Annotated in this window: 18 protein-coding genes; 12 read left to right on the top strand and 6 right to left on the bottom strand. The window is 54.0% G+C overall.

Annotated elements, in window-relative coordinates; genetic code table 11:
- Positions 1-112 precede the first annotated feature (112 nt).
- The 12 genes from DDY07_RS01145 to DDY07_RS01090 all read left to right on the top strand — a co-directional run bounded on the left by DDY07_RS01145 (position 113) and on the right by DDY07_RS01090 (position 13,398).
- Positions 113-781: a metalloregulator ArsR/SmtB family transcription factor gene (locus DDY07_RS01145; protein WP_253734368.1), complete on the top strand. Its 669-nt coding sequence runs from the start codon at positions 113-115 to the stop codon at positions 779-781.
- Positions 782-924: 143 nt separating this feature from the next.
- Positions 925-2,088, top strand: coding sequence for a D-alanyl-D-alanine carboxypeptidase family protein (locus DDY07_RS01140; protein WP_171694487.1), 1,164 nt, complete (start codon positions 925-927; stop codon positions 2,086-2,088).
- Positions 2,085-2,924 (top strand): D-amino acid aminotransferase, encoded by an 840-nt coding sequence (locus DDY07_RS01135; protein ID WP_171694486.1) that lies wholly within the window; start codon positions 2,085-2,087, stop codon positions 2,922-2,924. The genes DDY07_RS01140 and DDY07_RS01135 overlap by 4 nt, the downstream gene beginning before the upstream one ends.
- Positions 2,921-3,187: a YbeD family protein gene (locus DDY07_RS01130; RefSeq protein ID WP_020485010.1), complete on the top strand. Its 267-nt coding sequence runs from the start codon at positions 2,921-2,923 to the stop codon at positions 3,185-3,187. Before DDY07_RS01135 ends, DDY07_RS01130 begins: the two co-directional genes overlap by 4 nt.
- Before the next feature lie 9 nt (positions 3,188-3,196).
- Positions 3,197-3,817: a lipoyl(octanoyl) transferase LipB gene (gene lipB / locus DDY07_RS01125; protein ID WP_216614691.1), complete on the top strand. Its 621-nt coding sequence runs from the start codon at positions 3,197-3,199 to the stop codon at positions 3,815-3,817.
- 77 nt (positions 3,818-3,894) lie between these two features.
- Complete coding sequence (lipA, locus tag DDY07_RS01120) at positions 3,895-4,854, top strand: lipoyl synthase (protein ID WP_171694485.1); 960 nt, start codon at positions 3,895-3,897, stop codon at positions 4,852-4,854.
- Positions 4,855-5,270: 416 nt separating this feature from the next.
- Complete coding sequence (locus DDY07_RS01115; RefSeq protein ID WP_171694484.1) at positions 5,271-8,444, top strand: BTAD domain-containing putative transcriptional regulator; 3,174 nt, start codon at positions 5,271-5,273, stop codon at positions 8,442-8,444.
- A 161-nt stretch (positions 8,445-8,605) separates the two neighbouring features.
- Positions 8,606-9,538 (top strand): hypothetical protein, encoded by a 933-nt coding sequence (locus DDY07_RS01110; protein ID WP_171694483.1) that lies wholly within the window; start codon positions 8,606-8,608, stop codon positions 9,536-9,538.
- The gene (locus DDY07_RS01105; RefSeq protein ID WP_171694482.1) at positions 9,535-9,696 is read left to right on the top strand and encodes a hypothetical protein; all 162 of its coding nucleotides are present in this window, start codon (positions 9,535-9,537) and stop codon (positions 9,694-9,696) included. Before DDY07_RS01110 ends, DDY07_RS01105 begins: the two co-directional genes overlap by 4 nt.
- Before the next feature lie 182 nt (positions 9,697-9,878).
- Entirely contained in the window at positions 9,879-10,712 is an 834-nt protein-coding gene (locus DDY07_RS01100) for a hypothetical protein (RefSeq protein ID WP_171694481.1), read from the top strand.
- Between the two features lie 299 nt (positions 10,713-11,011).
- Positions 11,012-11,452, top strand: a complete 441-nt coding sequence (locus tag DDY07_RS01095; protein WP_171694480.1) for a putative lipoprotein — start codon at positions 11,012-11,014, stop codon at positions 11,450-11,452.
- A gap of 41 nt (positions 11,453-11,493) precedes the next feature.
- The gene (locus DDY07_RS01090) at positions 11,494-13,398 is read left to right on the top strand and encodes a hypothetical protein (RefSeq protein ID WP_171694479.1); all 1,905 of its coding nucleotides are present in this window, start codon (positions 11,494-11,496) and stop codon (positions 13,396-13,398) included.
- A gap of 580 nt (positions 13,399-13,978) precedes the next feature.
- On the opposite strand, the gene DDY07_RS01085 is transcribed toward DDY07_RS01090, so the two are convergent.
- The 6 genes from DDY07_RS01085 to DDY07_RS01060 all read right to left on the bottom strand — a co-directional run bounded on the left by DDY07_RS01085 (position 13,979) and on the right by DDY07_RS01060 (position 22,599).
- Positions 13,979-14,866 carry an efflux RND transporter periplasmic adaptor subunit gene (locus tag DDY07_RS01085; protein ID WP_171694478.1) on the bottom strand — a complete coding sequence of 296 codons (888 nt, stop codon included), beginning with the start codon at positions 14,864-14,866 and terminating at the stop codon, positions 13,979-13,981.
- Positions 14,867-14,943: 77 nt separating this feature from the next.
- Positions 14,944-16,941 carry a prepilin peptidase gene (locus DDY07_RS01080; RefSeq protein ID WP_171694477.1) on the bottom strand — a complete coding sequence of 666 codons (1,998 nt, stop codon included), beginning with the start codon at positions 16,939-16,941 and terminating at the stop codon, positions 14,944-14,946.
- A complete protein-coding gene (locus tag DDY07_RS01075; protein WP_171694476.1) occupies positions 16,934-19,078 on the bottom strand; it encodes a biotin/lipoyl-binding protein in 2,145 nt (714 codons plus the stop codon). Before DDY07_RS01075 ends, DDY07_RS01080 begins: the two co-directional genes overlap by 8 nt.
- A gap of 21 nt (positions 19,079-19,099) precedes the next feature.
- Complete coding sequence (locus tag DDY07_RS01070) at positions 19,100-20,848, bottom strand: efflux RND transporter periplasmic adaptor subunit (RefSeq protein WP_171694475.1); 1,749 nt, start codon at positions 20,846-20,848, stop codon at positions 19,100-19,102.
- A complete protein-coding gene (locus tag DDY07_RS01065; protein ID WP_171694474.1) occupies positions 20,845-21,726 on the bottom strand; it encodes an HDOD domain-containing protein in 882 nt (293 codons plus the stop codon). Before DDY07_RS01065 ends, DDY07_RS01070 begins: the two co-directional genes overlap by 4 nt.
- Before the next feature lie 6 nt (positions 21,727-21,732).
- The gene (locus tag DDY07_RS01060) at positions 21,733-22,599 is read right to left on the bottom strand and encodes an HDOD domain-containing protein (RefSeq protein ID WP_171694473.1); all 867 of its coding nucleotides are present in this window, start codon (positions 22,597-22,599) and stop codon (positions 21,733-21,735) included.
- Positions 22,600-22,946: the final 347 nt, after the last annotated feature.

Here is a 22,946-nt window from a genome sequence, read left to right as displayed (position 1 = left end):
CGAACGCAGAGTAAGCGAAAAAAACCACTTTTGCAATATTTTTATTATAAAAGTTATTTATATGTCAAAAATAGACTTACAGCGCTTTGCGTGATAGCTGATCCGGCGTAGAATGCCGCATCACTTATTTCCGACCACCCCACACGCCATGGTCAAACTTACCGGCTCGCGCCAAGAGCAAATCTTAAAATTATTGCTGTCCAGCACCTCCGGCATGAGTATCGACGAGCTGGCCGCCCAGTTGGAGATTTCCAGAAACGCCGTCAAACAACATCTCACCGGCCTGGAAAAAGATCAGTTGATTCAGGAAGCGGCGCTGAACAACACCGGCGGCCGGCCTTCGCGCAATTACACGCTGACCGAACAAGGCCGCAACCGCCTGCCCAAGCAATATCCTTGGTTTTGCAACTTGTTGCTGGGCGAGCTAAAAACCGAACTGGGCGAAGCCGCTTTAAGGCAAATGCTGTGGCGCATGGGCGTCAATCTGGCACAGTCGCTGGCCCCGCAATTCAGCGGCAAGGACCCGGCACAGAAACAAAGCGCGCTGCTGGAATTGATGCAATCGCTGGGTTATCACGCCGAAATGGACGCCGAACAAACACAGCCGACCATTAAAGCCGTTAACTGTGTTTATCACGATTTAGCGCAGCAGCACCCGGAACTATGCGAATTTGATCGCGCGCTGATGTCCACCCTTTTAGACAAACCCGTCGAGCAAACCGCTTGCATGGCCTTGCAGGATTGCGCCTGCAAATTCAAAATCTGCCATACCAGCGCTTAGGCGAACTTCCCAACTATTCCAAACAGTTGCCAAAATTTCCGGCTTTGGACTAAAGCGCCTTAGCACAATACGCGGGTTTTTCTACGCGGCGGCTCTCGGTGTTACAATGTTGTTTTCCAGAATGACTATTTTGAATCGCGACCATGAGCCAACCTTTCCGCACGACAACCAGCCTGTTTAGCGGGCTGCTGTTATTGTTAACCGCCTTCTCGCTGCAAGCCGCCAGCCCGATTTTCACCCCCGCCGCTCCCAGCGTCGCGGCCTCCAGTTACTTTTTGATGGACTTCGACAGCGGCCGGGTATTGGCCGAAAAAGACGCCGATAAGCGCGTATCGCCCGCCAGCTTGACCAAAATCATGACCGCCTACGTGGTGTTCCGCGAGCTGAAAGCCGGGCATTTGACGCTGGACGAAAAAGTCACGATCAGCCAGAACGCCTGGGAAACCGGCGGCTCAAAAATGTTCGTTGAGGTAAACAAACAAGTGGCAGTCGAAGACTTGTTGCAAGGCATGATCATTCAATCGGGCAACGATGCCAGCGTAGCCTTGGCTGAACACGTCGCCGGTAGCGAACAAACCTTCGCGACGATGATGAACGAACAAGCCAGCCGCTTGGGCATGGCCAACAGCAATTTCGAAAACGCCACCGGCCTGCCCAGCCCCAACCATTACAGCTCGGCACATGACCTGGCGACCTTAGCCCGCGCGGTGATCAAAGAGTTCCCGGAATACTATCGCTGGGACAAGCAAAAAGAATTTACCTACAATGGCATCACCCAACAAAACCGCAACCTGTTGCTGTGGCGCGATCCTTCCGTTGACGGTTTGAAAACCGGCTTCACCGACGATGCCGGCTATTGCATGGTGGCCTCCGCCAAACGCGAAGATATGCGTTTGATTTCTGTGGTCATGGGTACCGCCAGTGCTGGTGCCCGCTCTAACGAGAGCCAGTCCTTGTTAAATTACGGTTTCCGCTTCTTCGAAACCCACCGTCTGTACGAAGGCAATAAACCGCTGGGCGAAGCGCGGGTCAGAAAAGGTGTGACGTCGAAAGTCGCGGTTGGCTTGCCGGAAGATCTGTATGTCACCGCCCCGCGCAAGCATTTTAACGAGTTGAAAGCCGAAACCCAGATCGATAAAGGCGTGTTCGCCCCATTGAACAAGGGCGACACGGTCGGCAACCTGAACATTTCGTTGGCTGGCGAATCCATCCTCAGCAAACCGCTGGTGGCTTTGGATGCTGTCGCCGAGGGCGGCATTTTCCGCCGTCTCTACGACGCCGCCATTGGCTTACTGGAAAAAGAATGACCGAGCAAGTCTATCTGAACGGCGCTTATCTGCCATTAGCCGACGCCAAGGTGTCGGTGCTGGATCGCGGCTTTTTATTCGGCGATGGCGTCTACGAGGTGATTCCGGCTTATAACGGCCGGCTGTTCAGACTGGAAGACCATATTGCCCGGCTCAACAACAGCCTGGACGGCATCCGTTTACCGTTGCCGCACAGCGTCGCGGACTGGGAAGCGATTTTCCGCCCGTTGCTGGCAGATGACCGCGATCAATACATTTACCTGCAAGTCACCCGCGGCTATGCGCCGAAACGCGATCACGGTTTCCCCGAACAAATCGTACCGACGATATTTGCAATGTCTGCGGACATCAAGCCGTTCGCCGGCCGGATCGACGGCATCAAGGCGATTACGCTGGACGACACCCGCTGGCAACTCTGCAACATCAAAGCCATTACATTGCTGAGCAATATTCTGCTTAGGCAGGAAGCGCTGGATCAAGGCTGCGCGGAAGCGATACTGGTGCGCAACGGTTACGTTGTGGAAGGCGCGGCCAGCAATCTGTTTGCGGTGCTGGACGGCGAATTGATCACGCCGCCGAAAAGCCATGAAATCCTGCCCGGCATTACCCGCGACTTGATTCTGGAACTGGCGGCCGCGCATAACATCCCCTACCAGGAAGACATCATCGCGCTGGAAGCGCTGCACAACGCCAGCGAAATCTGGGTCGCCAGTTCCACCCGCGAGATCGTGCCGGTGATCGAACTGGACGGCCGGCAAGTCGGTGACGGCAAGCCCGGCCCCGTCTGGAAACACATGGACGACTTATTGCAAGCCTACAAAAAATCACTGTCATGAGCGAAACCGAAAGCTTACTGGAATTTCCCTGCCAATTCCCTATCAAGGTGATGGGCAAGCATCGCGACGATTTTGACGCCATCGTCGTGGAAATCGTCCGCCGCCATGTCCCGGACATCCTGGAAGGCGCGGTCACCACCCGTCCGAGCAAAGGCGGCAATTATCTGGCGGTGACGGTCATGATCGAAGCGCATAGCCGCGAACAGCTGGACGCCATCTACCTGGGCTTGACGGCCTGCCCTGATGTATTGATGGCGTTGTAAGCCGGACTGATGCCCAGTAAGGTGACCACCGTCCTGCGCGATCTGGGGACGCAAGACTATCTCGGCGTCTGGCAAGCCATGCAGCAATTCACTACCGAACGCGATGACAACACTGCCGATCAAATCTGGATCGTCGAGCATCCGCCGGTTTACACGCTGGGTTTAAATGGCAAGCGCGAACATTTTCTTAAAGCCAATAACATCGCAATCGTTGAAAGCGACCGCGGCGGCCAAGTGACCTATCACGGTCCCGGCCAGTTGGTGATTTATCTGTTGGCCGATTTGCGCCGTTTAAACAAAGGCCCCAGACAAATGGTGACTATCCTGGAAAACGCAGTGATAAACACCTTGCGGCAATACGGCATCGCCGCCCAGGCCGAGCCCAAGGCACCGGGCGTCTACGTCAATCAGCAAAAAATTGCTTCGCTGGGCCTGCGTATCAAGCGCGGTTGCTGCTACCATGGTCTGAGCATCAATAACCATATGGATTTAGCGCCGTTTGCAGACATCAATCCCTGCGGCTATGCCGGTTTACAAGTAACCCAACTGGCCGATTTAGGCGTTAAGATAACTAATCAGGAACTCGCGGTGCCGGTTGTGCATCAGTTACTGCAAGCAATAGAAATCTAAAACAAACTCGACAAGCATTGCTGGAAAAAGCCGGGCTTGCGGAGATTCAAAAACAAACATTAGTGCCCGGTGGCAATATGACACTCAACGCCCCTTCCCGCTCCACCCCGGAAACCCATCAACGCAACGCCGACAAGCTGTCGCGGATTCCGGTGAAGGTGGAAAAGCCCGAACAAATCTTGCGCAAGCCGGACTGGATCCGCATCAAATTGCCCAGCGGCGACCAAGTCAACCGCATCAAGCAATCGCTGCGCGAGAACCGGCTGCACACGGTTTGCGAAGAAGCCGCCTGCCCCAACTTGAGCGAATGTTTCAGCCACGGTACCGCCACGTTTATGATTATGGGGGATTTATGCACCCGCCGCTGCCCGTTCTGCGACGTCGCCCACGGCAAACCGCAACCTTTGGATGCGGAAGAACCCGCCAACTTGGCCGCGACCATCGCCGTGATGGCCCTGAAATACGTGGTCATCACCTCGGTAAACCGCGACGATTTGCGCGACGGCGGCGCTGGTCATTTCGCGGCCTGCATCGCAGCAGTGCGCAGCCAGGCGCCTAATACCACCATCGAAGTATTGGTGCCGGATTTTCGCGGCCGGATGGACACGGCGCTGGACGTTCTGCAACAACAGCCGTGCGATGTGTTCAACCACAATCTGGAAACGGTGCCGCGCCTATATCTGCAAGCCCGCCCCGGCGCCGATTACCACATCTCGCTAAAACTGCTGCAACAACACGGCCAACGCCTGCCAAACGTGCCAACCAAATCCGGCTTGATGCTGGGCATAGGCGAAACCGAAGCAGAAGTCGTGGAAGTGATGAAAGATTTGCTGGCTCACGGTGTCAGCATGCTGACTCTGGGGCAATATTTGCAACCCAGCAAGGACCATTTGGCGGTACAAGAATATATTCACCCCGACCAATTCCAGCGCTATGCCGAGATTGCCCGCGAACTGGGCTTTCAACAGGTTGCCAGCGCACCCTTGGTACGGTCTTCCTATCACGCCGATTTGCAGGCAGCGGGTGTTGGCAAATAGCAACACATCCCAAGCTATACAAACATCCCGATAGCGTTTGAGCTTTGTCGCATCATAGCCGTCAATCGCGCATGGATAAAGAATACGCAAGCAAGCAAATCCGGCCCGTAACTGATTCGCGGAGTGGTATCAATTGCCAACCCGCAAGGGGCGACGTCGAACATTATATTTACTTCGGTACTCAGTGAAATCGGCTGAGCCGGTTCTTGATTTCCTCTAGCGCGTAAGCCGGCTGATTTAAGGTCATCGGATTGTGGCTGAATAGCCGGCATCGGGCACATGGATATTAAGAGCCTAACTGCTTTTGCGTGAATAGAATACTATTTATAGGACTCTTCCCAGCCGATTATTAAAGACCGGATTAATAACAGTTGCTGCCGGACGCTGGTTTGTGCTGAACTACCGACGCGATTCGTGTGGATAAATTGCTTGGGGGGTGGATGATCGACAAACCGGTGCGCGCGCAACTTCCCGCTAAATTGGTCGCGCCGACCTTACCCGCTGTGGTTTGCCGCCGACGCCTGTTCGAACAAATAGACCGCAGCTATTCCGACTACGGTTCGGCAGTCTGGCTGTTCGGGCCGGCCGGTTACGGTAAAACCACGTTAGCGGCTGATTATGCCGCCGCAAACACTCAACCCGTACTTTGGTACCGTTTCGACAGCGATGACCTGGACCCGGCCGTTTTTTTGGGGCATTTCCGCACTGCGGCAACCCGTTTGGGCCTGGTCTCCGCGACACCGGCGTTCGGCCCGGAATATTTGCCCGGCCTTGAAGCCTATGTCGGCGAGTTATTGCGCACGCTGTTGCCGCCCGAAGCCGCGCCAATGCTGCTGGTATTCGACGATTGCCACCAGGTGGTCGCTTCGCCGTTACTGGTGCGGATATTGGCCGCATTGGGCCGCATCGTCGGCGTGCAGCACCGAATACTGTGTCTGAGCCGCCACGAACCACCGCCCGGACTGGCTATTGCATTGCAGCCGCTCGGCATGCTCACGCCGGCGCAATTGGCGTTTGACCGCGACGAAGCCGGCCGACTGGCCGATCTGGCCGGATTCGACGGCGGCAGCGACAGGCTCGACAAGTTGTTCGGCCAAAGCCGCGGCTGGCCAGCCGCTTTAGCCGTGGAATTACGGCAACGGCCACCCGAACATCCGACTCCGGCCAACGAGCAAGCAGATTTAGCGCAACGGGTGCAGGACGGTTTGGATGCCACCGTCTTGCAACAGTTGCTGGCCGTTGCCTGCGCAGAAACCGCAACCGAGCCGCTGGCGCACGATTTAGCAGACGACCCGGCCGTGTTGGCGACGTTGGCCCGACTGGCGGCCAACCATTATTTGGTCAACCGCATCGACACTGCCATCCCCAGTTACCAACTTCACCCTTTGCTGCGGGAATTTCTGCTGGCCCGCCACCGGGCCAACCTCGGACAGGACGGTTACGCGGCATTTTTAAAACGCAGTGCCGGAGTGCTGGAACGCCACGGCGAGATTGGCCAGGCCTTCGAACTGTACCGCCAAGCCAGCGCCGGGCTGGACCTGCAACGCCTGATTCTGGTCCATGCCAAAACCGAGTTGGGCGCCGGCAGAAGCCTGCAACTGCAGTCTTGGTTGCAGAGTTTACCGGACGACTTGCCGGCCAACCCGTGGCTGGATTTCTGGCGGGCCGCGGCCCAGTTGGCGTTAAATCCGCCGCTGGCCCAAACCTTGTTCGAACGGGCTCACGCCGGTTTCGGCGACGACCCCTTGGGCAAAGCGCTGAGCGCCGCCGGGGTACTGAGCGCGATGTTTTTCGTGATGGACGACTTTCGCGACGCGGCACGCTGGCTGAACGAACTGGCTGTGCTGGATTCAGTAATCGAAGCAGCCGACGATCCGGAGTTGGACGCCTGGATCCTGGGCTGCGGCAATATTCTGGTCCACTTCCCCGATTACCTGGAATTGGCCCGACGTTGGGCGCAGCGAGCATTAGCGCGCCTGCCGCACTGTCCATCGGGGCGCCAGGTATTTTTGACTTCCTTCCTGTTGCAATACCATGTCTGGCGCGGCGATACGGAGGGTTCGCGCGCCTTTTTCGCCCTACTGGATCAACAGATAGCCAACGACGAACCGCTGTATCGGATCAATCTATTGAATTGGCAAGCAGTAAACGCTTACCTATGCGCCGAGCACGCCGCCGCTTACGCAGCCACCGAGGCGGCCGCGCAATTGGCTACCGCTTACGGCTTGGATTTTTATTTGCCGAACATTTACGGACAAGAAGCCTATACCGCGCTGTCGGCCATGGACTGGGAGCGCTTTCGCTCGGCGTTGGCGCGCATGGAAGCCTGTTTGCCGGCGAATCGACGGGTAGACCAATCGTTCATCTTGCATTTGCGCTCCGGCCTGTCGCTGGCGGAACAGCGTTTTAGCCAAGCGCGCCAGGAAGCGGAACTGGCGTTGTCGATTTGCCGCGAAATCAACTTACCGTCGGTGGCGGCCCTGGTTCAGCATGGGCTGGCGCAAGTGTTAGCGGCGTCCGGTGACCGGGCCGAAGCCGCCCGGCATTTACTGCAATTGCAAAGCTATGCCGTTCGCGCGGACAAGCCCTTCATTCTATTCATGGCCTTGCTGACCGAAGCCCAAGTCCTATTGGCCGGCGGCGACGAAGCCGGCGGCCTGGCCTCGCTGGCCCGGGCGTTGGCATTGGGCAAGCGCCAGCGTTATCTGAACGTGCACCCGTTCTGGCAGCCGGCAGTGATCGGCAAATTATGTACCGTTGCGCTGGAGCACGGCATCGAAGCCGACTATGTGCGCTGGTGGATAGTGCAACGCCAACTGCAACCGGACGGTAACGCCTGCGAAGAATGGCCGTGGCCGGTGAAAATCCGGACGCTGGGCCAGTTCAGGATCGACGGCCTCGAACCGGAGGCGCGTCGCAGGCAAAAAGACAACAAGCCATTGCAGTTGCTGCAGTGGTTACTGGCGACGAATCCGGACGGCGTGCCTCAACAAACCCTGGCCGATGCGCTGTGGCCGGACTCGGACGCCGATGCCGCCCAGCATGCGCTGGAAGTAGCCTTGCAGCGCATGCGCAAACTGCTGGGACGGAATGAGGCGGTGTTGTTGCAGGGCGGCACCCTGTCTTTGAATCGGGAATTGTGCTGGCTGGACATTTGGGTCGTCGACGAAGTCGCCAGACGATTTGCCGCCGACCCGAATCAGGCCGCAACCTTGGCGGATCGCCTGTTAAAAGTCTGGCGCGGCCCGTTTTTGCCCGGCCTGGAAGCGCCATTAGCGGCATCGAAACGGGAAAATCTCGCTGCCAAATTCATCCAAACTTTGGAAAAGCTTGGTTCCGAGCTGGAAGCCGCAGGCCGGAGAGCCGTGGCCATCGCCTGCTATACGCAAGCCGTCTCAATTGAACCGTTGGCGGAAAATCTGCAATACCGGCTGATCGATTGCCTGCTCGCCGAAGATAGGCGCGCCGAGGCCTTGCTAGCTTACCGCCGCTGTCGGCGCCACTATGCCGGCCACTATGGCATCGAACCCTCTCCCCGCTTAAAGTCCCTGGCCGCACTGATCACGGCGCCAAACGTCGGTAAAGACTAAACACTGTTCATAGCCTTAATGGACGGCATCGAGCTAATACTAAATAACTTCCGGTCACGCATTCGCCGATCATCCGCAAACAAATTCGGTCGATGTTGTGAGTTTTTTGTGAGGCCTGTTGCTTTAGGGTATCGACACGACCGTCGATAGGAGACCTAAACATGAACTTTCCCGCTAAGCCGATCACCTTGTTTTTATGCGTCAATCCGTTTTCGACGTTTGCCGCGGTAGTTTCGCCACCGCCTGTGCTGTCGTTGATCGCTTCCGACGTTTATGTCCAGTACAGCGGCCCCGGGGTCGCGAATACCTTGCAGCATCATCCCAGCGTATTGTCGATTGCAGTCGGGGGCTCTATGGCTTCCGCCGATTTCGGCAGCGGCGTCTTTAAGGCCAGTTCTGCAGCTGCGGATACAGGCTCACAAACCACTTATGCCTACACCGGCATGACTGCAACATTCAAAAATACCGGCGCCGTCAATATCAGTTTTGCCGCCGGGGCGATTGATGCCGACATCGACGCGGTGTTCAGCCGCACAATCGGCAGCGAAGCGAGCGGCCAAGCCGCCACGGTACTGAGTTCCGCGTTGGCCGGCACTTACCCGGGCAATAATGTTCCCGGCGTTAGCGTGCTGTATCAATATGGTGCTTCCAATAGCCCTTCATCGCCGTTTTTCGACTTTCATTTCAACCCAAATGCCGGTTTCACCGGCAGCGGTACGGCAGATGCGGACAAGTTGTCGGCCAATCTGGCCTTCCCGGCTTTCACGCTGAAACCGAACGACATTCTAACCGTGAATTATTCGCTGAATACCTGGGTCGTGGCCGGCGTCGGCTTGGGCACTCCCGGCAGTGGCTGGAGCGCGACCAGCGATGCAACGCACACCGCGTCGATCAGCTTGCAATTGCCGGCGGGAACTTTACTGAACTCGCCGATTGCGCTCGATTGGGTGAAAACGGCGCCTGTCCCGCTCCCGCCAGCCATAGGCTTGATGCTTACCGGGTTGGCGGGCATATTCGGCTTCACCCGCCAGCGTTCGCACCAAACCATGATTTTCCCGCTGGTCGAATCCACTAACCCAGGAATCCAATCATGAATCTAAACAAAGGTTATGCGCTATTCGGCATCGCGTTATTCGGCCTTACCGCCACTGTTCGCGCGGACCAGGCCATTTTGCAATATGGCGGCAACGATTACGGCAATCAGCGTCTTTTCGATCCCAATCCAGCTGCTTTCGACGACGCCAACATTTAGGATGGCGTCATGTCGCCACGGCGGAATTCAAGGTTTCCGGTTATTCCGATTCGGTAACCAACTCGAACAACCGTTTCAGCCAAGGCTCCTTGCAATATCACTATCTAAGTTACTTAAGACCATTCAGATTAAACACCAGTCAGAGATACTTTAAAGCACGTCATAACATTTGGAGGATTATTATGTTGAAATTAGTACGATATATTGGCATATGCGCGCTTGCGACCAGCCAACTTGCAACAGCGGCGACAGTGTTCGTTCAATACCCTGACCCCAGCGGTTCTGGGATCACGTCTGATCCTGCATTTGCCACGCAGACCGGCGCCGGCTTCTTTGCAGAGGCGGATCTGCTGAGTGCCGTATTCAAGGCAAGATCGGAATCCCCGGACGCTTCCTTTGCTTATGCTGGACTACAAGGTTTGACCTTTACCAATCCGCTGGGCAACGCGCCAATACTGCTGCCGGCCGGAGCGCTTGGTGTCAACATTACCGGCCAGTATACACTTGGCCCGCTGGTACCAAACTCTGGCGCCAGCGCGGGCATAACCGGTGTCCTTAGCATCAATGACGGCAGCTTGGCAAGAGTAGCCAGAGGCGATCATTTCGTCAATATTGGTCAGGCTAGTAATGGTTTCTCCTACCCTCCCACCAATACAACAACCCCAATTACGCAAAACGGGGGGACCGTCTTGTTTAATACGGCAACCTTGACCAACCTTGACATGACATTATTAATGCCAGCCATGACAATAGACCCTGGCGAAACCCTGGAAATCACGTTTTTGCTGCAAACGATACAAGGGGCCAATGGTGCCGGCGTCAAATCACTAGCCGATGCGTCGAACAGCGCAAAGTTGTTTTTCAATTTACCGGCTGGCGTCAGTTTGGTCGACAATGCTGGTGGTACTTTGACCTGGGTTAAGCCTGTGCCGTTACCGGGAGCTTTTTCGCTGTTCGGCATTGCACTGGCATCTGCGGCAGTACGTCTGCGGCGCGCCGCCCCCCATTCGCACTAGCAGATTTTTCGCTCGTTCCCACGCTAGCGCGTGGGACGGCACTTGTGTATAACGCTAAGCACCCGAGCTTCGAACTACCCATTAAAAACGTATAAACACGGGATGTAAGCCTCTTCATCCCTGACCTTCTTCTCCCTTTTTATCATGCGGCTTCGGAGGCCGCGAGCGTTGACAATTCGCCATCCTACCTCCCCCAAAACACTGTAGAGGCGTAAAACCTTGCGTCTTCACGCATAAGCAGTAACACTACTTGTTTTTTAAAGCCATCCAAGCATATGAACTCATTCAGAACATTTACTTTGGCAACCACTATCGCGTTGGGAACTGCACTGATCAGCGGCTGCTCGTTTTCCACCAGCTCCGAGAGTTCGTCCGACAGTATAGGCAGCTTGTCTGACAGCTCCGGCGGCATCTTCAAAAGCGCCTCCAGCCCGTTTACCTCCAGCTCCGACTCGTCTCGTAACAAGCGCGATAAATACGAAACCGATGTGGCCGACTATACCGCTACCTTCGTGGTGTCCAGCAGCGGCACACTGGATAGTTTTCGCGGACATCTCAGCGAATTGGCCGAAAGTCATGAGATCACCAACTGGGAAACCGACCGGAATACTTACGTAGGCATCGGCCGTGGACTTGCTAAAGCCAAGCTCGGCAAACCGCAAATTTCGGCGTTTACCGAAAGTTTGAGCGATAACGAGCCCTGGAAGAAACAGGCCATTGAAGAAGGTTTGAAAAAATAATCCCGCAGGCAGTCGCCCACTTGGTCATGCCAGTTGCTGGCTTGAAATTCGCAAAGTGGGCGCTGACGCTGGGCTGTTTACTTTGGGTAGCCGTTGCCGAAGCAGACCAAAGTCATCATTTCGAATTCCTGTACATAGACGCCAACGAAGGCAGCGCCAGCGGCGGCCATGCCGCCATTAAATTCGACCGGCAAGTCTTTCATTTTCAGCACATCGAACCTGGCCTGCTGCGCCTGTATCGCAACGATGCGGCGGCTTTTGAGTTTGCCTACGGCTTTCAGGAGAACCGAAACATATACGGTCACCGCATCGAAGTGTCCGAGGATTTTTTTCAAGTACTACGGGATACCTTTAGCCGCCGCCTATTCATTCAAAATCAGCAATTGTCGCTGTTACAAGCCCTACACGACGATCAGGCACTGGTTGCAGGCTTGCAAAATCTTGACTCTGCGCCACCTCTACCCATAAAAGGATTAGGTTATTTTTTGACGCAATACCGGGCGACGGAAGCGTTCCCTGTCGAGGCAGGCAAACCCAGCAACAACAGCCAAGCACTACAACAATTGCACGAAGCCATCGTTAACGAGTATGGCGAAGATTTTTTGCCGGCCAAGCGCCAGCAAGCTTGGCAAACCCTGCAAACCCTGAAACCTGAGTTAGCAGTTAACCCCGCTGAACCCACGGATACACGGTTTACCGCCACGAACAGCTCATTTGCCGAACGCTACCGCAATCAGTTGCTGAATCTGGCCGCGCTGGATGTGCTACACGCCAGGCTATCCCCGCTTAGCGAAAGTTTGTTAGAAATTCCCGAGGCGACATACAAACTCAACACCGCGCAACGAGCTAAGCTACAAGATTTTCGGCGGCGTTTGTTTGCCGATTTAATCACTCTAATGCACAGCCAGCGCAGCGACTGGGGTTATCCGCTGTTGGTGGGAATGGCCCGTTTGCATGCGCTGGACCATGCCGTCGCCTCGGGCTATCTGAGCGTGCTGGACCGCAGCCGCCCCGACAGTGACGACCCACAAGCCACTATTATCGACAACGACAACTTGCCGGCAGCCCTGCAATACAGTCAAGAACTGTTTACCGCGGCGTCCAAACAACTCGACAGCCCCATAGCGCTGGATGAACTCGCTTACTCGGAACTGGAGCTAAGCGCGACGGCGCTTATGCGATTGCATAAGCCGCGCCATGATCAGCAGTCTTTGCAGCTGTTGCCATTGACAGCCACTCCATCGCGACCGGCAGCGGCCAAATTGATTGGTTTACCGCTACCTAGCAGCGAACTGGCAGATTTCCAAAACAGCGTCACGCAGCAAATCGAAACCTATCAAAGCCAATTGCAATCTCTGTATGGCTATAACTTGCTTGGCCGCAATTGCGCCACCGAAATCTTTCGGCTCATTAACCAGACGGTTGCTGACATCTCGTCTACAACCAACGAAAGCACAAGCCAGGCGTCGCAGCGACTACTGGGCGGTTACGTTGATGAAGGCAGCTTGAACATGATTCCGTTTATCGCCTATGACCAGATAGAACGCGCCTATCGACTAAGCACCAGCTTTCAGCGCCAGCCCTACAGGGAACGGCAGCGTCAACGGCGTTACCGGCAAATGCCGCAATGGCAGGTGGATTTACAGGAATCCAATACCCTAAGTTCGAGGATTTATCAATGGAACGAGGATGACGCGGCGTTTTTATTCTTCACTCAAGATCAGCTATGGCCTCGGCCATTGCAGGGCGGCTTCAATCTAGCGATAGCCGGCGGCCAGGGCCTTTATGGTGTGTTCAGTTGGCCTTGGGATGACGGGGACAATCTACGCAAAGGCTTGAAAGGTCTTGTGGTCAGCCTACCGGAGCTGTTGTTTTTTAACATCCGTAAAGGCTCGTTTCCAGGATTGCTGCCGGAGGCAGGTCTATATTGGCCTGAGGCTTTTTAACTAGGCTACCTTGCGGGTATAGCGACGGTGAGAGGAGGGAAGAATAATTCGTTGGCGCTTTACCGGACTGCCCTCAGACCCTAGGCAATTTGCGGCGAAATTCTCGGGCATCAGGCTCGAACATCAATAAATCTGCCTTTACCACCTTCGTTATTTTGATCGGAGGCGTCTTTAGCAACCGGTTGGACTTGCTGGAAGGCTTGTATGGGGCTGTTTGGCTGCGCCTTTTTGACTGTCGGAACATTGGTTCCGGCAGCACTGTAAATTTGCGACGCGCCTGAATTAATTGACATGTATGACATTGGCTACCTCTTGTTCACGGATTTAATGGCTACAACTCTACTTGAGAGCAGCCAATTTTATTCCAAGCCCTTTGTATGAGTTGCCTGTTGCCTCGCAGTTTTCGAGATAATTGCTATACCAGCTTCGAAGCATATACCTGAATTGCGCTAATTTGCCCGATATGCCGCATCAAACCGTTCTCGCGAGGCTTCAGACAGGAAAAACACCGGTAGGCGTTCGCTTGTCAATCCACCCTATTTGTTAGTATCAATGCGGCGGGTAAGCGCTGTTGCTTGGCTCAACGCTTGATGACCGGACTCACCGGCGCCACGTTCTGCGGTACAAAAGGCGGGGGAGTCGGCGTCGTGGTTGGGGCTGGCGTGGCAAAATCGAAGGTAGCGATACAGTTGACGCCGCCGATCAGTTCGTCGCTGGGATTAGGCAAGGTCATGCGCACCGTAAAGCTGCCACTGGCCGGATCGATCAATTGGTCCACTTTGGTGACATTAGCTCTCACGACTTTTTTGGCCGGCAGTTCAGGGCGTACTTCCACTTCCATACCAGGCTGAATCAGACCAAAATATTCAGTCGGCGCGATCAGCTCAACGCGCAACGGATTGACTTGCGCCAGCTTCATAATCGCGCGATCACTAACGGACTCGCCGGGCATCGCATAGCGGTCTATCACAATACCGTCTATCGGACTTTTGATGGTTTTAACCTCCAGTTGCGCCTTGGCCATTTCCAATGCCAACATCGCCGACTTTTTGCGTTCCTCTGCCTTTCTCAACTCGATTCCAGCCAACACCACTTCGGTCTCGACTTTGTCTTTCTCTATTTGTGAAATAACACTGGTCGTGGCTAAGCTGCGATAGCGGGTGCGGTTGCGCGTGGCGTATTCCAGTTTCACTTTCTGATTGCGTACCTCGCTATTGGTCTCGGCATCGGCCTTGGCCTGGTTAAACTTGGCCAATTCCACCGACGCTTCCAATTGGGCAAGCGGTTGGCCTTTGGCAACGTGATCACCCTTATCGACCAATAGCGCTGCGACAGTCCCCGCCACCGGGCTACTCAACTCGACGTACATTTCCGGCTTGACCATGCAATCCAGATTGGCGGCAAACACGGTGCCACTGAACAGGCCAGGACCGATTAATGCGCAAAAAAAATGGTGGCGTATGGGCATGTAAAAATCACTAATCGATTAGTTTGATTTGAAACGGTCTGATTTTTAACAAAATAGTAAATTTAAGGCCACAGCGTTTATTCAAACTTGCCGGAAAACGCCAAAATACGCGACAAATGCTTATCCTGTTTGCTGAGTTGCCTTCTGACGTTGCGCTGTTGCCGCTCGTTATAAATTTGCGGCAGACGTAATATCAGGTTTCCCAAAAAACCCGGCAAAGCTTGCTGATCTTTAGCCAGGCCGGCCATAGTCTTGAGAATAGCAGACGAATAAAACTCCCGTAGCGCCGTATCCTCCAGCGACAGTATCGCTTCGCAGCTACCCGGATCGCCTTGCCGGGCAGAGCGCCCGTATAGTTGCCGGTCAATACGGCGGGATTCGTTGCAGTTCAAAGCAATCACGTGCAAACCGCCCAACTCCGCCACGCCCAATCCCAGGGCTATATCGGTGCCACGTCCGGCCATATTGGTAGCTACCGTAATAGCGTGCAACTGCCCGGCTTGCGCGATGATCTCAGCCTCGTGTTGATCTTGTTCCGCATTCAACACCCGGTGAACCAAACCCGCCGCTTCCAGCCAAACACTGACCTCCAGCGACTCGGCAACCGAACCGGTGCCTATCAATACCGGCCTGCCTAGTGCGTGCAACTCGCGGACCCGTTGCAGAAACACGCCCTGCTTGGCTGCCTGCGTGGCATAAATCCGTTCGCTGAACAAAATCCGTTTCGATACTCTGTGCGTAGGCACTTTTACGCTATGCAAACCATAAACACGCTGCATTTCCGCGGCCACTTCCCGCACCGTGCCCGAAGTACCGGCCAGTTTGAGATAGCAGCTGAAAAAGCGCTGGTAACTGATCCGCGCCAGCGGCTCGCGTTGTTCGGAAATCAAGCAACCTTCCTTGGCTTCTATCATTTGTTGCAAGCCCTGCTCCCAAGACCGATCCTCCATCACCCGGCCGGTAAACTCGTCGATGATTTGTACCTTGTTATCTTTCAGGATGTATTGCTTGTTGCGCTTGAAGCAATACTCGGCGATTAGCGCCTGTTTGACCATGGCTTCCCGCCAGCGCTTGTTTTTCCAACTCGGTCCCAAGCCGATAATCATATCCGCAAGGGTATTTTCGCCTTGCGGGGTCAGTTCCACGTCGCGAGTTTTGGGATCCATGACAAAGTCGTCGTTGATGAACAATGACGAGGCCAGATACAAGGCGTCACCGTAGGTTTCCGGAGACGCCTCACTCGGCCGGGCCTGGGTGATGATCAGCGGCGTTTTGGCTTCGTCGATCAATACACTATCGGCTTCATCGATGATGGCAAAGCATAAGCCACGCATGATCAGAGGATTGCTTTGCGGCTGTTTGATTTGCTGTTGAATCTGCTTGAATTGAAATTTTAACAAACCCACATCCTCGCCCATCTCGATGCGGTCACGCAGATAATCAAAGGCAATTTGTTTATTCGTCGTATGGACGATGGGTTGTTGATACAGTTTTCGGCGCAGTTCAAGGTCCATACCGTCAACCACCGCGCCGGACTTCAAGCCCAGGCGCAGATAAAGCGGTTTCAGAATCTCCGCATCGCGCGCCGCGAGGTAATCGTTAGCAGTAATCACATGCACCGGGATGCCTGCCAAAGCAGCGGTGCAGGCCGGCAAGGTCGCGGTCAGTGTTTTGCCTTCGCCGGTTTCCATTTCCGCCAGCATACCGTTGATCATTAACCAGCCACCAAACAATTGCACGTCAAAATGCCGTTTATTTAGAGTCCGACCGGCGGTTTCGCGAATCAGCGCGAAGGCTCTGATCATCAGCTCTTCGGTCAGGCCATGCCGGTACAGATTTTCCCGCAACTCCAGAATGGCGATGGTCAACTGTTGCTCGTTGTAGTGGCTTAACGGGGCGGCAACTTTTTCAACTCGACTGACGATATAAGCCTGGCTGAAACGCTGGCGGTTCAGGCGCTTGTGGAGTTTGTCGAAAAATGCCGCCGCGCCTTGTTCGAAATCACTTAGTCGACTTTCCGGCTTTTGCGGGTAGCTGCCAAAATGCACCCCTGGACGCAACACCAACTCAGACATTGAACTGCCTCAAAAATACCTGACGTACCCGGCGGTAAAGCTGAGTCATAATCGATTCGCCGCCATGGTTGATCCGCACATAAGCGCGCATACCTATCGGCAGATTTTTCGGCGGCGAGAAGTCCAGATCGACCAAAAAGATTTTTTGCAGGGTTTGCATGTCTTGTTCGTTTTCCGTATTCACCCGGATCTTGCCGCCGCCGGTGGTCGCCAGGGCCGGGCTGGGCAGCGTATTGGTCGCTTCCGGCGCCAGGCGGATGATGTTGGCCGGGTATTCGCGATACGGGTCGCTAACCAGACGCACGCTGATTTCCGGACTGCCTTGCCTTAGCAAGCCAATATTGTCTTGTGTTACCACCATGCGGATGGTCGGTGGCTGTTCATCCAGAATGTAACCAATCAACTCACCCTGGCGCAAATAGCTACTAGTCAGATCGTCGGCATCGGGCAACAGGATATAACCGGATTTAGCAGCACTAATGATCATCGCGCTGGATTTATGATTCAAATGATCCAGTTCGGATTCCGCAACGCGCAGCGATTCTTTCAAAATTTCCGCCTTCACCAAATCGTTTTCTTTCTCCGCCCGATATTGGCTTTGCAACTCGGCCACTTTGGCGCGAGCGATCTTGGCTTTGGCTTCCAATGCGTCATCATGCATGGTCAGCAACACATCACCCTGATTCACAAACTGATTGGATTTCACCAGCAATTCGCCGATGAAACCCTCTTGCTCCACCTTGATCAACGCTTCATCGGGTAGCCACACCACGCCTTCAGCCAGCGTGTAATTGGGAATCGGCAAAGCACCAAAAACCAGAACAACCAACAAGGCTACGCCTGCCGTGGTCAACAGCGCCTTATCTCTTTTCCGACTCAGACTGGGGCTGGTAAACACAAAACGTATGGCTTTATACAGCGGAAACACGACCTGTAATGACACCATCAACAACGCAACGACGATACCCAGTGAGAAAAATTTTTCGGTCAGATAAATACAGACAAACCACAACATCATCAGGCGGTAAGTCAGCGATGCCAAACTATAAATGACAAACCAAGCCGTTTCGCCCGGCGCGGAGGCCGGCGACACCGCCTGTTTCAAGTCAAACAAATAGCGCTGGGCCAAATAAGCCCAGATTTGGCTTGAACGCTGATACAAATTCGGAATGCTCAAGGCATCGGCCAGAATGTAATAGCCGTCGTACTTCAATAACGGGTTGCCGTTAAAAAACAACGACGACACGCCGCCGGTCAGCAGGATGTCGAAACCCATATCCTGGACAAACCCGGTCTCGGTGCTCAAAAACAAGAATAGGCCAAGCGCGGCCAGAAATCCTTCCACCAAAATGCCCGCGGCGCTGATCAACATCCGGTCGTACTTGTTACGCAGATGGTTGGCGGCGGAGACATTGACGTAAGGCACCGGCATGAACAATAAAAAATTGACACCCATTTCATGCACTTCGCCGCCTTTCAACTTCATCGCAAAGCCATGCCCCAATTCATGCAGGATTTTGATCAAGGGGTACAACAAGAACATGATCAAAAAATTGTAGGGAGCCAAGGCGTTCAGTTCAAAATGATGACTGATTTCCGGCCAATTAGCCCCTGCTTGCAGCGAAGCAATTGCAATGACTAGCAGCCAGACCACGCCGAACTTGACGCTGAACAGACCCGCCACTTTAGACGCATGTTTGCTGAGAAACTCGTCCGGATCCCACAACGGCAATTTCAGCGAGAGCGGATTCAACAATCGCTGATTGCTTTTCGCACTGCTTAAACGCGCCTGACGCTCAAACAATTCTTCGGTGTTGACCAAGGCTTCGGTTTGAATCAAATCGGCCTGATGCAATTGCCCCAGTAGTTGAATAAGGTCTTGTTGGCTGGGGGCATAGTCGCCCAACTGCCGATTCAGGATGTCGGCAATCTCTTGTACGCTCAACTTGCCGTCCAACAGCCCGATGAACTGGTAGGCCAGGCTGTTAAAGCGCTGATGGCGGGCGGTATTAGGGTCTTCCAGGATGTACCAGATCAGGCCGCGGTACTCGTGGCGATGAATCTCGATATGGCTATGCAATTTGGGTTTGAGCTTGGCGACCCGGTACCAGTGCGGGCTGAACAGTTCGTTAGCCATGAGCAAACCTCAGCATCCGATTCACCAGGACCAAATCCACAAACGCAGCCAAGCCAGCATGTCGTGGCTCCAGATCCACAATAAACTAGCGCGTCCGGCTTCGATCTTGCCAACACCCTCCATGCCCGGCCGTAATAGTTCAGGCGCATTTTCCAGACTGGCTTCGACGCGGAAGATATTCTTGCCGCTATCGGTTTTGGCCACTGCGGTAATTTTTTGCACCTGTAGCGGAAAGGTCCGGCTGGGCATACTGGCCAACACCAAAGAGCCTTTTTGACCTGCCTGCACATAGGAAATCAGGCTTTCATCCACCTTCAGGATGATGCGGTAACCTTCCAACGGGGCAATTTTGAACAGGATTTCACCGCGTTCGACCGGTGAACCGAGCTTCTGACTCAAATCGCCTTCAATCACCACTCCATCGAATGGCGCGGCCAGATTGATTTTCTGTAACTGCTGGCGGGTCAGCTCCATCTCCGCATCGGCCTGGTCGATTTGCGCGCTAATGACCCTGACTTTCACGAGATCACCACCAGACAGGGCTTCGCGGTATTCGCGACGGAATTTTTGCAACTGCCCGTCCAGCTTGCTTAATTCCAGTTGTAATTCCGCATCGTCCAGGCTAGCCATGAATTCGCCTTGCCGCACCGTATCGCCGGCCCGTACCGCCGCCGATTGCAAAAATCCGGAAATGGGCGCAGCGACCACCCGCTGAATTTTGCCTTCCAACACCGCGTTGGCGGTCACCCGAAAATCACTGCGCCACACAGAGCTGATCAACAAGAACAACACCAAGCCCAGGGCGGTCAATTTCACTTTGAAGTGTTTGACGCCCATCAGTTCGGCCAGCCGCTGTTTAAGCTTGATGCCGATTTTTACCGACAACGCTTGTTCGTCGAGTTTTTTTAAGGCCAGAAAGGGCGAGATCAGCGCCAGGGCTTGTTGGCAAAGTAGCACGGTTTCCTTATCAAAGGATTGTTCTTCGCTGCGTAGCAGGGTAACCGCGCCGATAAACTGACCGTCATGCAGCATAGGCACGGTCAGCAATGATCCATAGCCATACTTGCGGACGACTTCCTGATGGGCGCGCTGGATGCTGACCGATTTGACGTCAGGAACCACCACCACGCTATCCTGCTCGATAGCTTCGTCCATCGCATCGGCGATTTTTTGCAACAGATTGGCCTGCTGGTCGATTTGCGCGTTGTTGGAAATCGCCACTACCGTACTGTAGTTGTCTTTGAATTCGCCAATGGCAACCCGATCGCAACCCAGCATGCGCGTCAATTCCGTACCCAGGCTAATCAAAACCTCGCGGTAACTATTTTGCTCGAAACAAGCCGCCAGCAAACCGACTACGGAGCTGTAAAAATCGTCGTTCTGCTGCAAACGGCCTTGCGCCAAACGCCACCACTCCACGCTCTGCTCCAGCGCGGTAAAAACAGCCGCGCGCCGATCAGCAACAGCATGCTCCAGTTTGAGCGCAATCACACCTAATAGTACCGAACCGTCAAATACCGGCAGACCGAAAAAGTCATATTGCCGTTGATCAGGCTTTGCCACATTAGGCATGTAGCTGGGTTGATTTTTATCCAGTGTGAGTTTGCAAATAGCCGATAGCTCAGCAGCATCGGCGAGGTTCTCCGGCCATTTCGCCAACAGCCGCAGCGTTTTGCCATCCGCATCGCTCACCATCAATGCCGCAGCCTCAGTTTCCGGCACAATGCGGCAGACTATCTCCAACCACTGTTGGGCAAATCTAACGCTCATGACGGAAAACCTTCCGCACAAGCATTACTCTGAACCACACTCTGCGGGCACAACATCAGAAATATGTCATCGAGATGGTTGGCTATTTCCTGACTGACCAGGTCTTTCAAATTACTGGGGATGGCGGCAAATTGTTGCTGGCTATCCTTTAAGCCACTGAGCGCTTGGTTAAATTGTTCCGGCTCCGCAAACACTTGCTGCGCCAGATAAACCAGATAGGTTTCGTTGCGATAATGCGGATCGGTAAGTTCGGGATGCAGTTGGTGACCGATGATATGCGAATACACCTCGGGTAAATGCCATAAACGCATCAACTCCGAGCCCAACTGACAATAATCAAAGCCAAACAACAGCCGTTCCTGCTCGTCAATCGGCAAGCCCTGCTTCCGGCTTGCCAGCAATGCGTCCAGCGCCTGTTCCGGGGCTTTGACAAACATCGCCGCGTGGCCGATTTCCAATAACAACCCCAGTGCAAAAAAACGATGTCCAGCGGGTAGTCCGGCCAGTTTAGCCAGCGTACGGCAGGCGATGCCGCATTCGATGCCATGCAACCAGAACTCCTTCAAGTCCATCACCGCGTCGGGAATATTGCAAAACGTGCGCATGCACAGGCTACTCAACAGCAAATCATGCAACTGAATGGTACCAATCAAGCTGATTGCATCGTAGAGATCGTAGGCTTTGCGGTTAAAGCCAAAGAAGCGGCTATTGGCCATGCGGATTATACGGACGGTCAACATAGAATCGGTTTGCAGCACAGCGACATAGTCGCGGATTCTGGCATCCGGCTTTTCTAATAACAGCCTGATTTTCAGATACACCTCAGGCATCGAAATTTTTTCGGCCAAATCGCAAAGGAATTGTTGTTCAGCTCTCATAGCGGCTTAATTGAACATGAGCTTTTCCATCTCAGTCGCGGCTTTTAAAGCTTGTTCGACAGTCTCTGCCAACTGTTCGGCATTGAGTTGCAAAATTTCCCAAATGTCCGCGGATACGCTTTCCTCGATTGCGCGCATATGCCCTGATATGTATTTTTCGGCGCAGGCCCGCACCAGATGCAGTAGTGCGGTTTCCCTGCGCTGATCCGGGGCAAGGTCAGGGGTGGGCTGATAATGCACAATGTCTTGAAAATGCGCCGGCAAACACCATTGCGCCATGAGTTTGGCACCGATCTCGCCATAATGCATACCCAACAGTTTTTGTTCAGCGATGTGCAGTAATTCCTGGTTATTCCGGGACAGTTCCATCGCGCGTTTCGCCAACTCAGGGTGCTTTGCGTAAAGCACCAGATGCCCTATTTCATACAACAAACCAATCACAAACAGGCGTTCGCTCTTGGGGAATTTTAGCTGGCTTGCCAACAACCGGGTCAACACCGCCGAGAACAAGCTGAACCGCCAAAAGGTTTTCAGCGGCATGATCTCATTGGGCAATTTTAACGAGGCAATCGCCGAGGTAGCGAGCACCAAGTCATGTAACTGCCCGATGCCCAACATATTGACGGCGCGACTCAAGCTGTCGATCTTTCCCGGAAAACCAAAAAAAGCGCTGTTGGCGACCCGCAACACGGCTACGCTTAAGTTGGAATCGCTGGCCACAACTTCAACAAAATGCTCGATGTCCGAATTAGGATCGTCGATCAAATTTCTAACTTTCTGATATACCTCGGGCAAAGAAACCAAACCTTTGATTTCTTGCAAGGTGTGTTCGATCAAATCTGCTTGCGAATCGATCTCGGCAGGATCAAGCAAGGGCGTCCCTCCAAATTAGACAGTGTTTAAATCAAGCGGAAGTATAGAATGGAAACCGGAGCTGTAGTAGGGAAACTACCGGTATTCCGTTCGGGCTGAGGTCGTCGAAACTCAAGCTGGTTTGCTCTTTGAGGGGTGATCGGTATTTAAGAGTGGGGCTAATACAAATAAAAGCCACAAGCGCTCCATTTTTTCCATATACCCTCCGACACTTAACCACTGCACATTTTGAGCAGGCTTATCTGTGTTCTATTACGGATTATTTGCTGCAATCACAGAATAATTAAAGCGAAGTCGCTAAACTCTAGCAGCATCTAAGGCATCCGATGCCAACGGCGTTCCATGCT

This window comes from Methylomonas sp. ZR1, assembly GCF_013141865.1.
In the GTDB taxonomy this organism is placed as follows: domain Bacteria; phylum Pseudomonadota; class Gammaproteobacteria; order Methylococcales; family Methylomonadaceae; genus Methylomonas.
The sequence above is the reverse complement of the archived record's forward strand: the minus strand, read 5'-3'. Positions and strand labels throughout refer to the sequence as shown.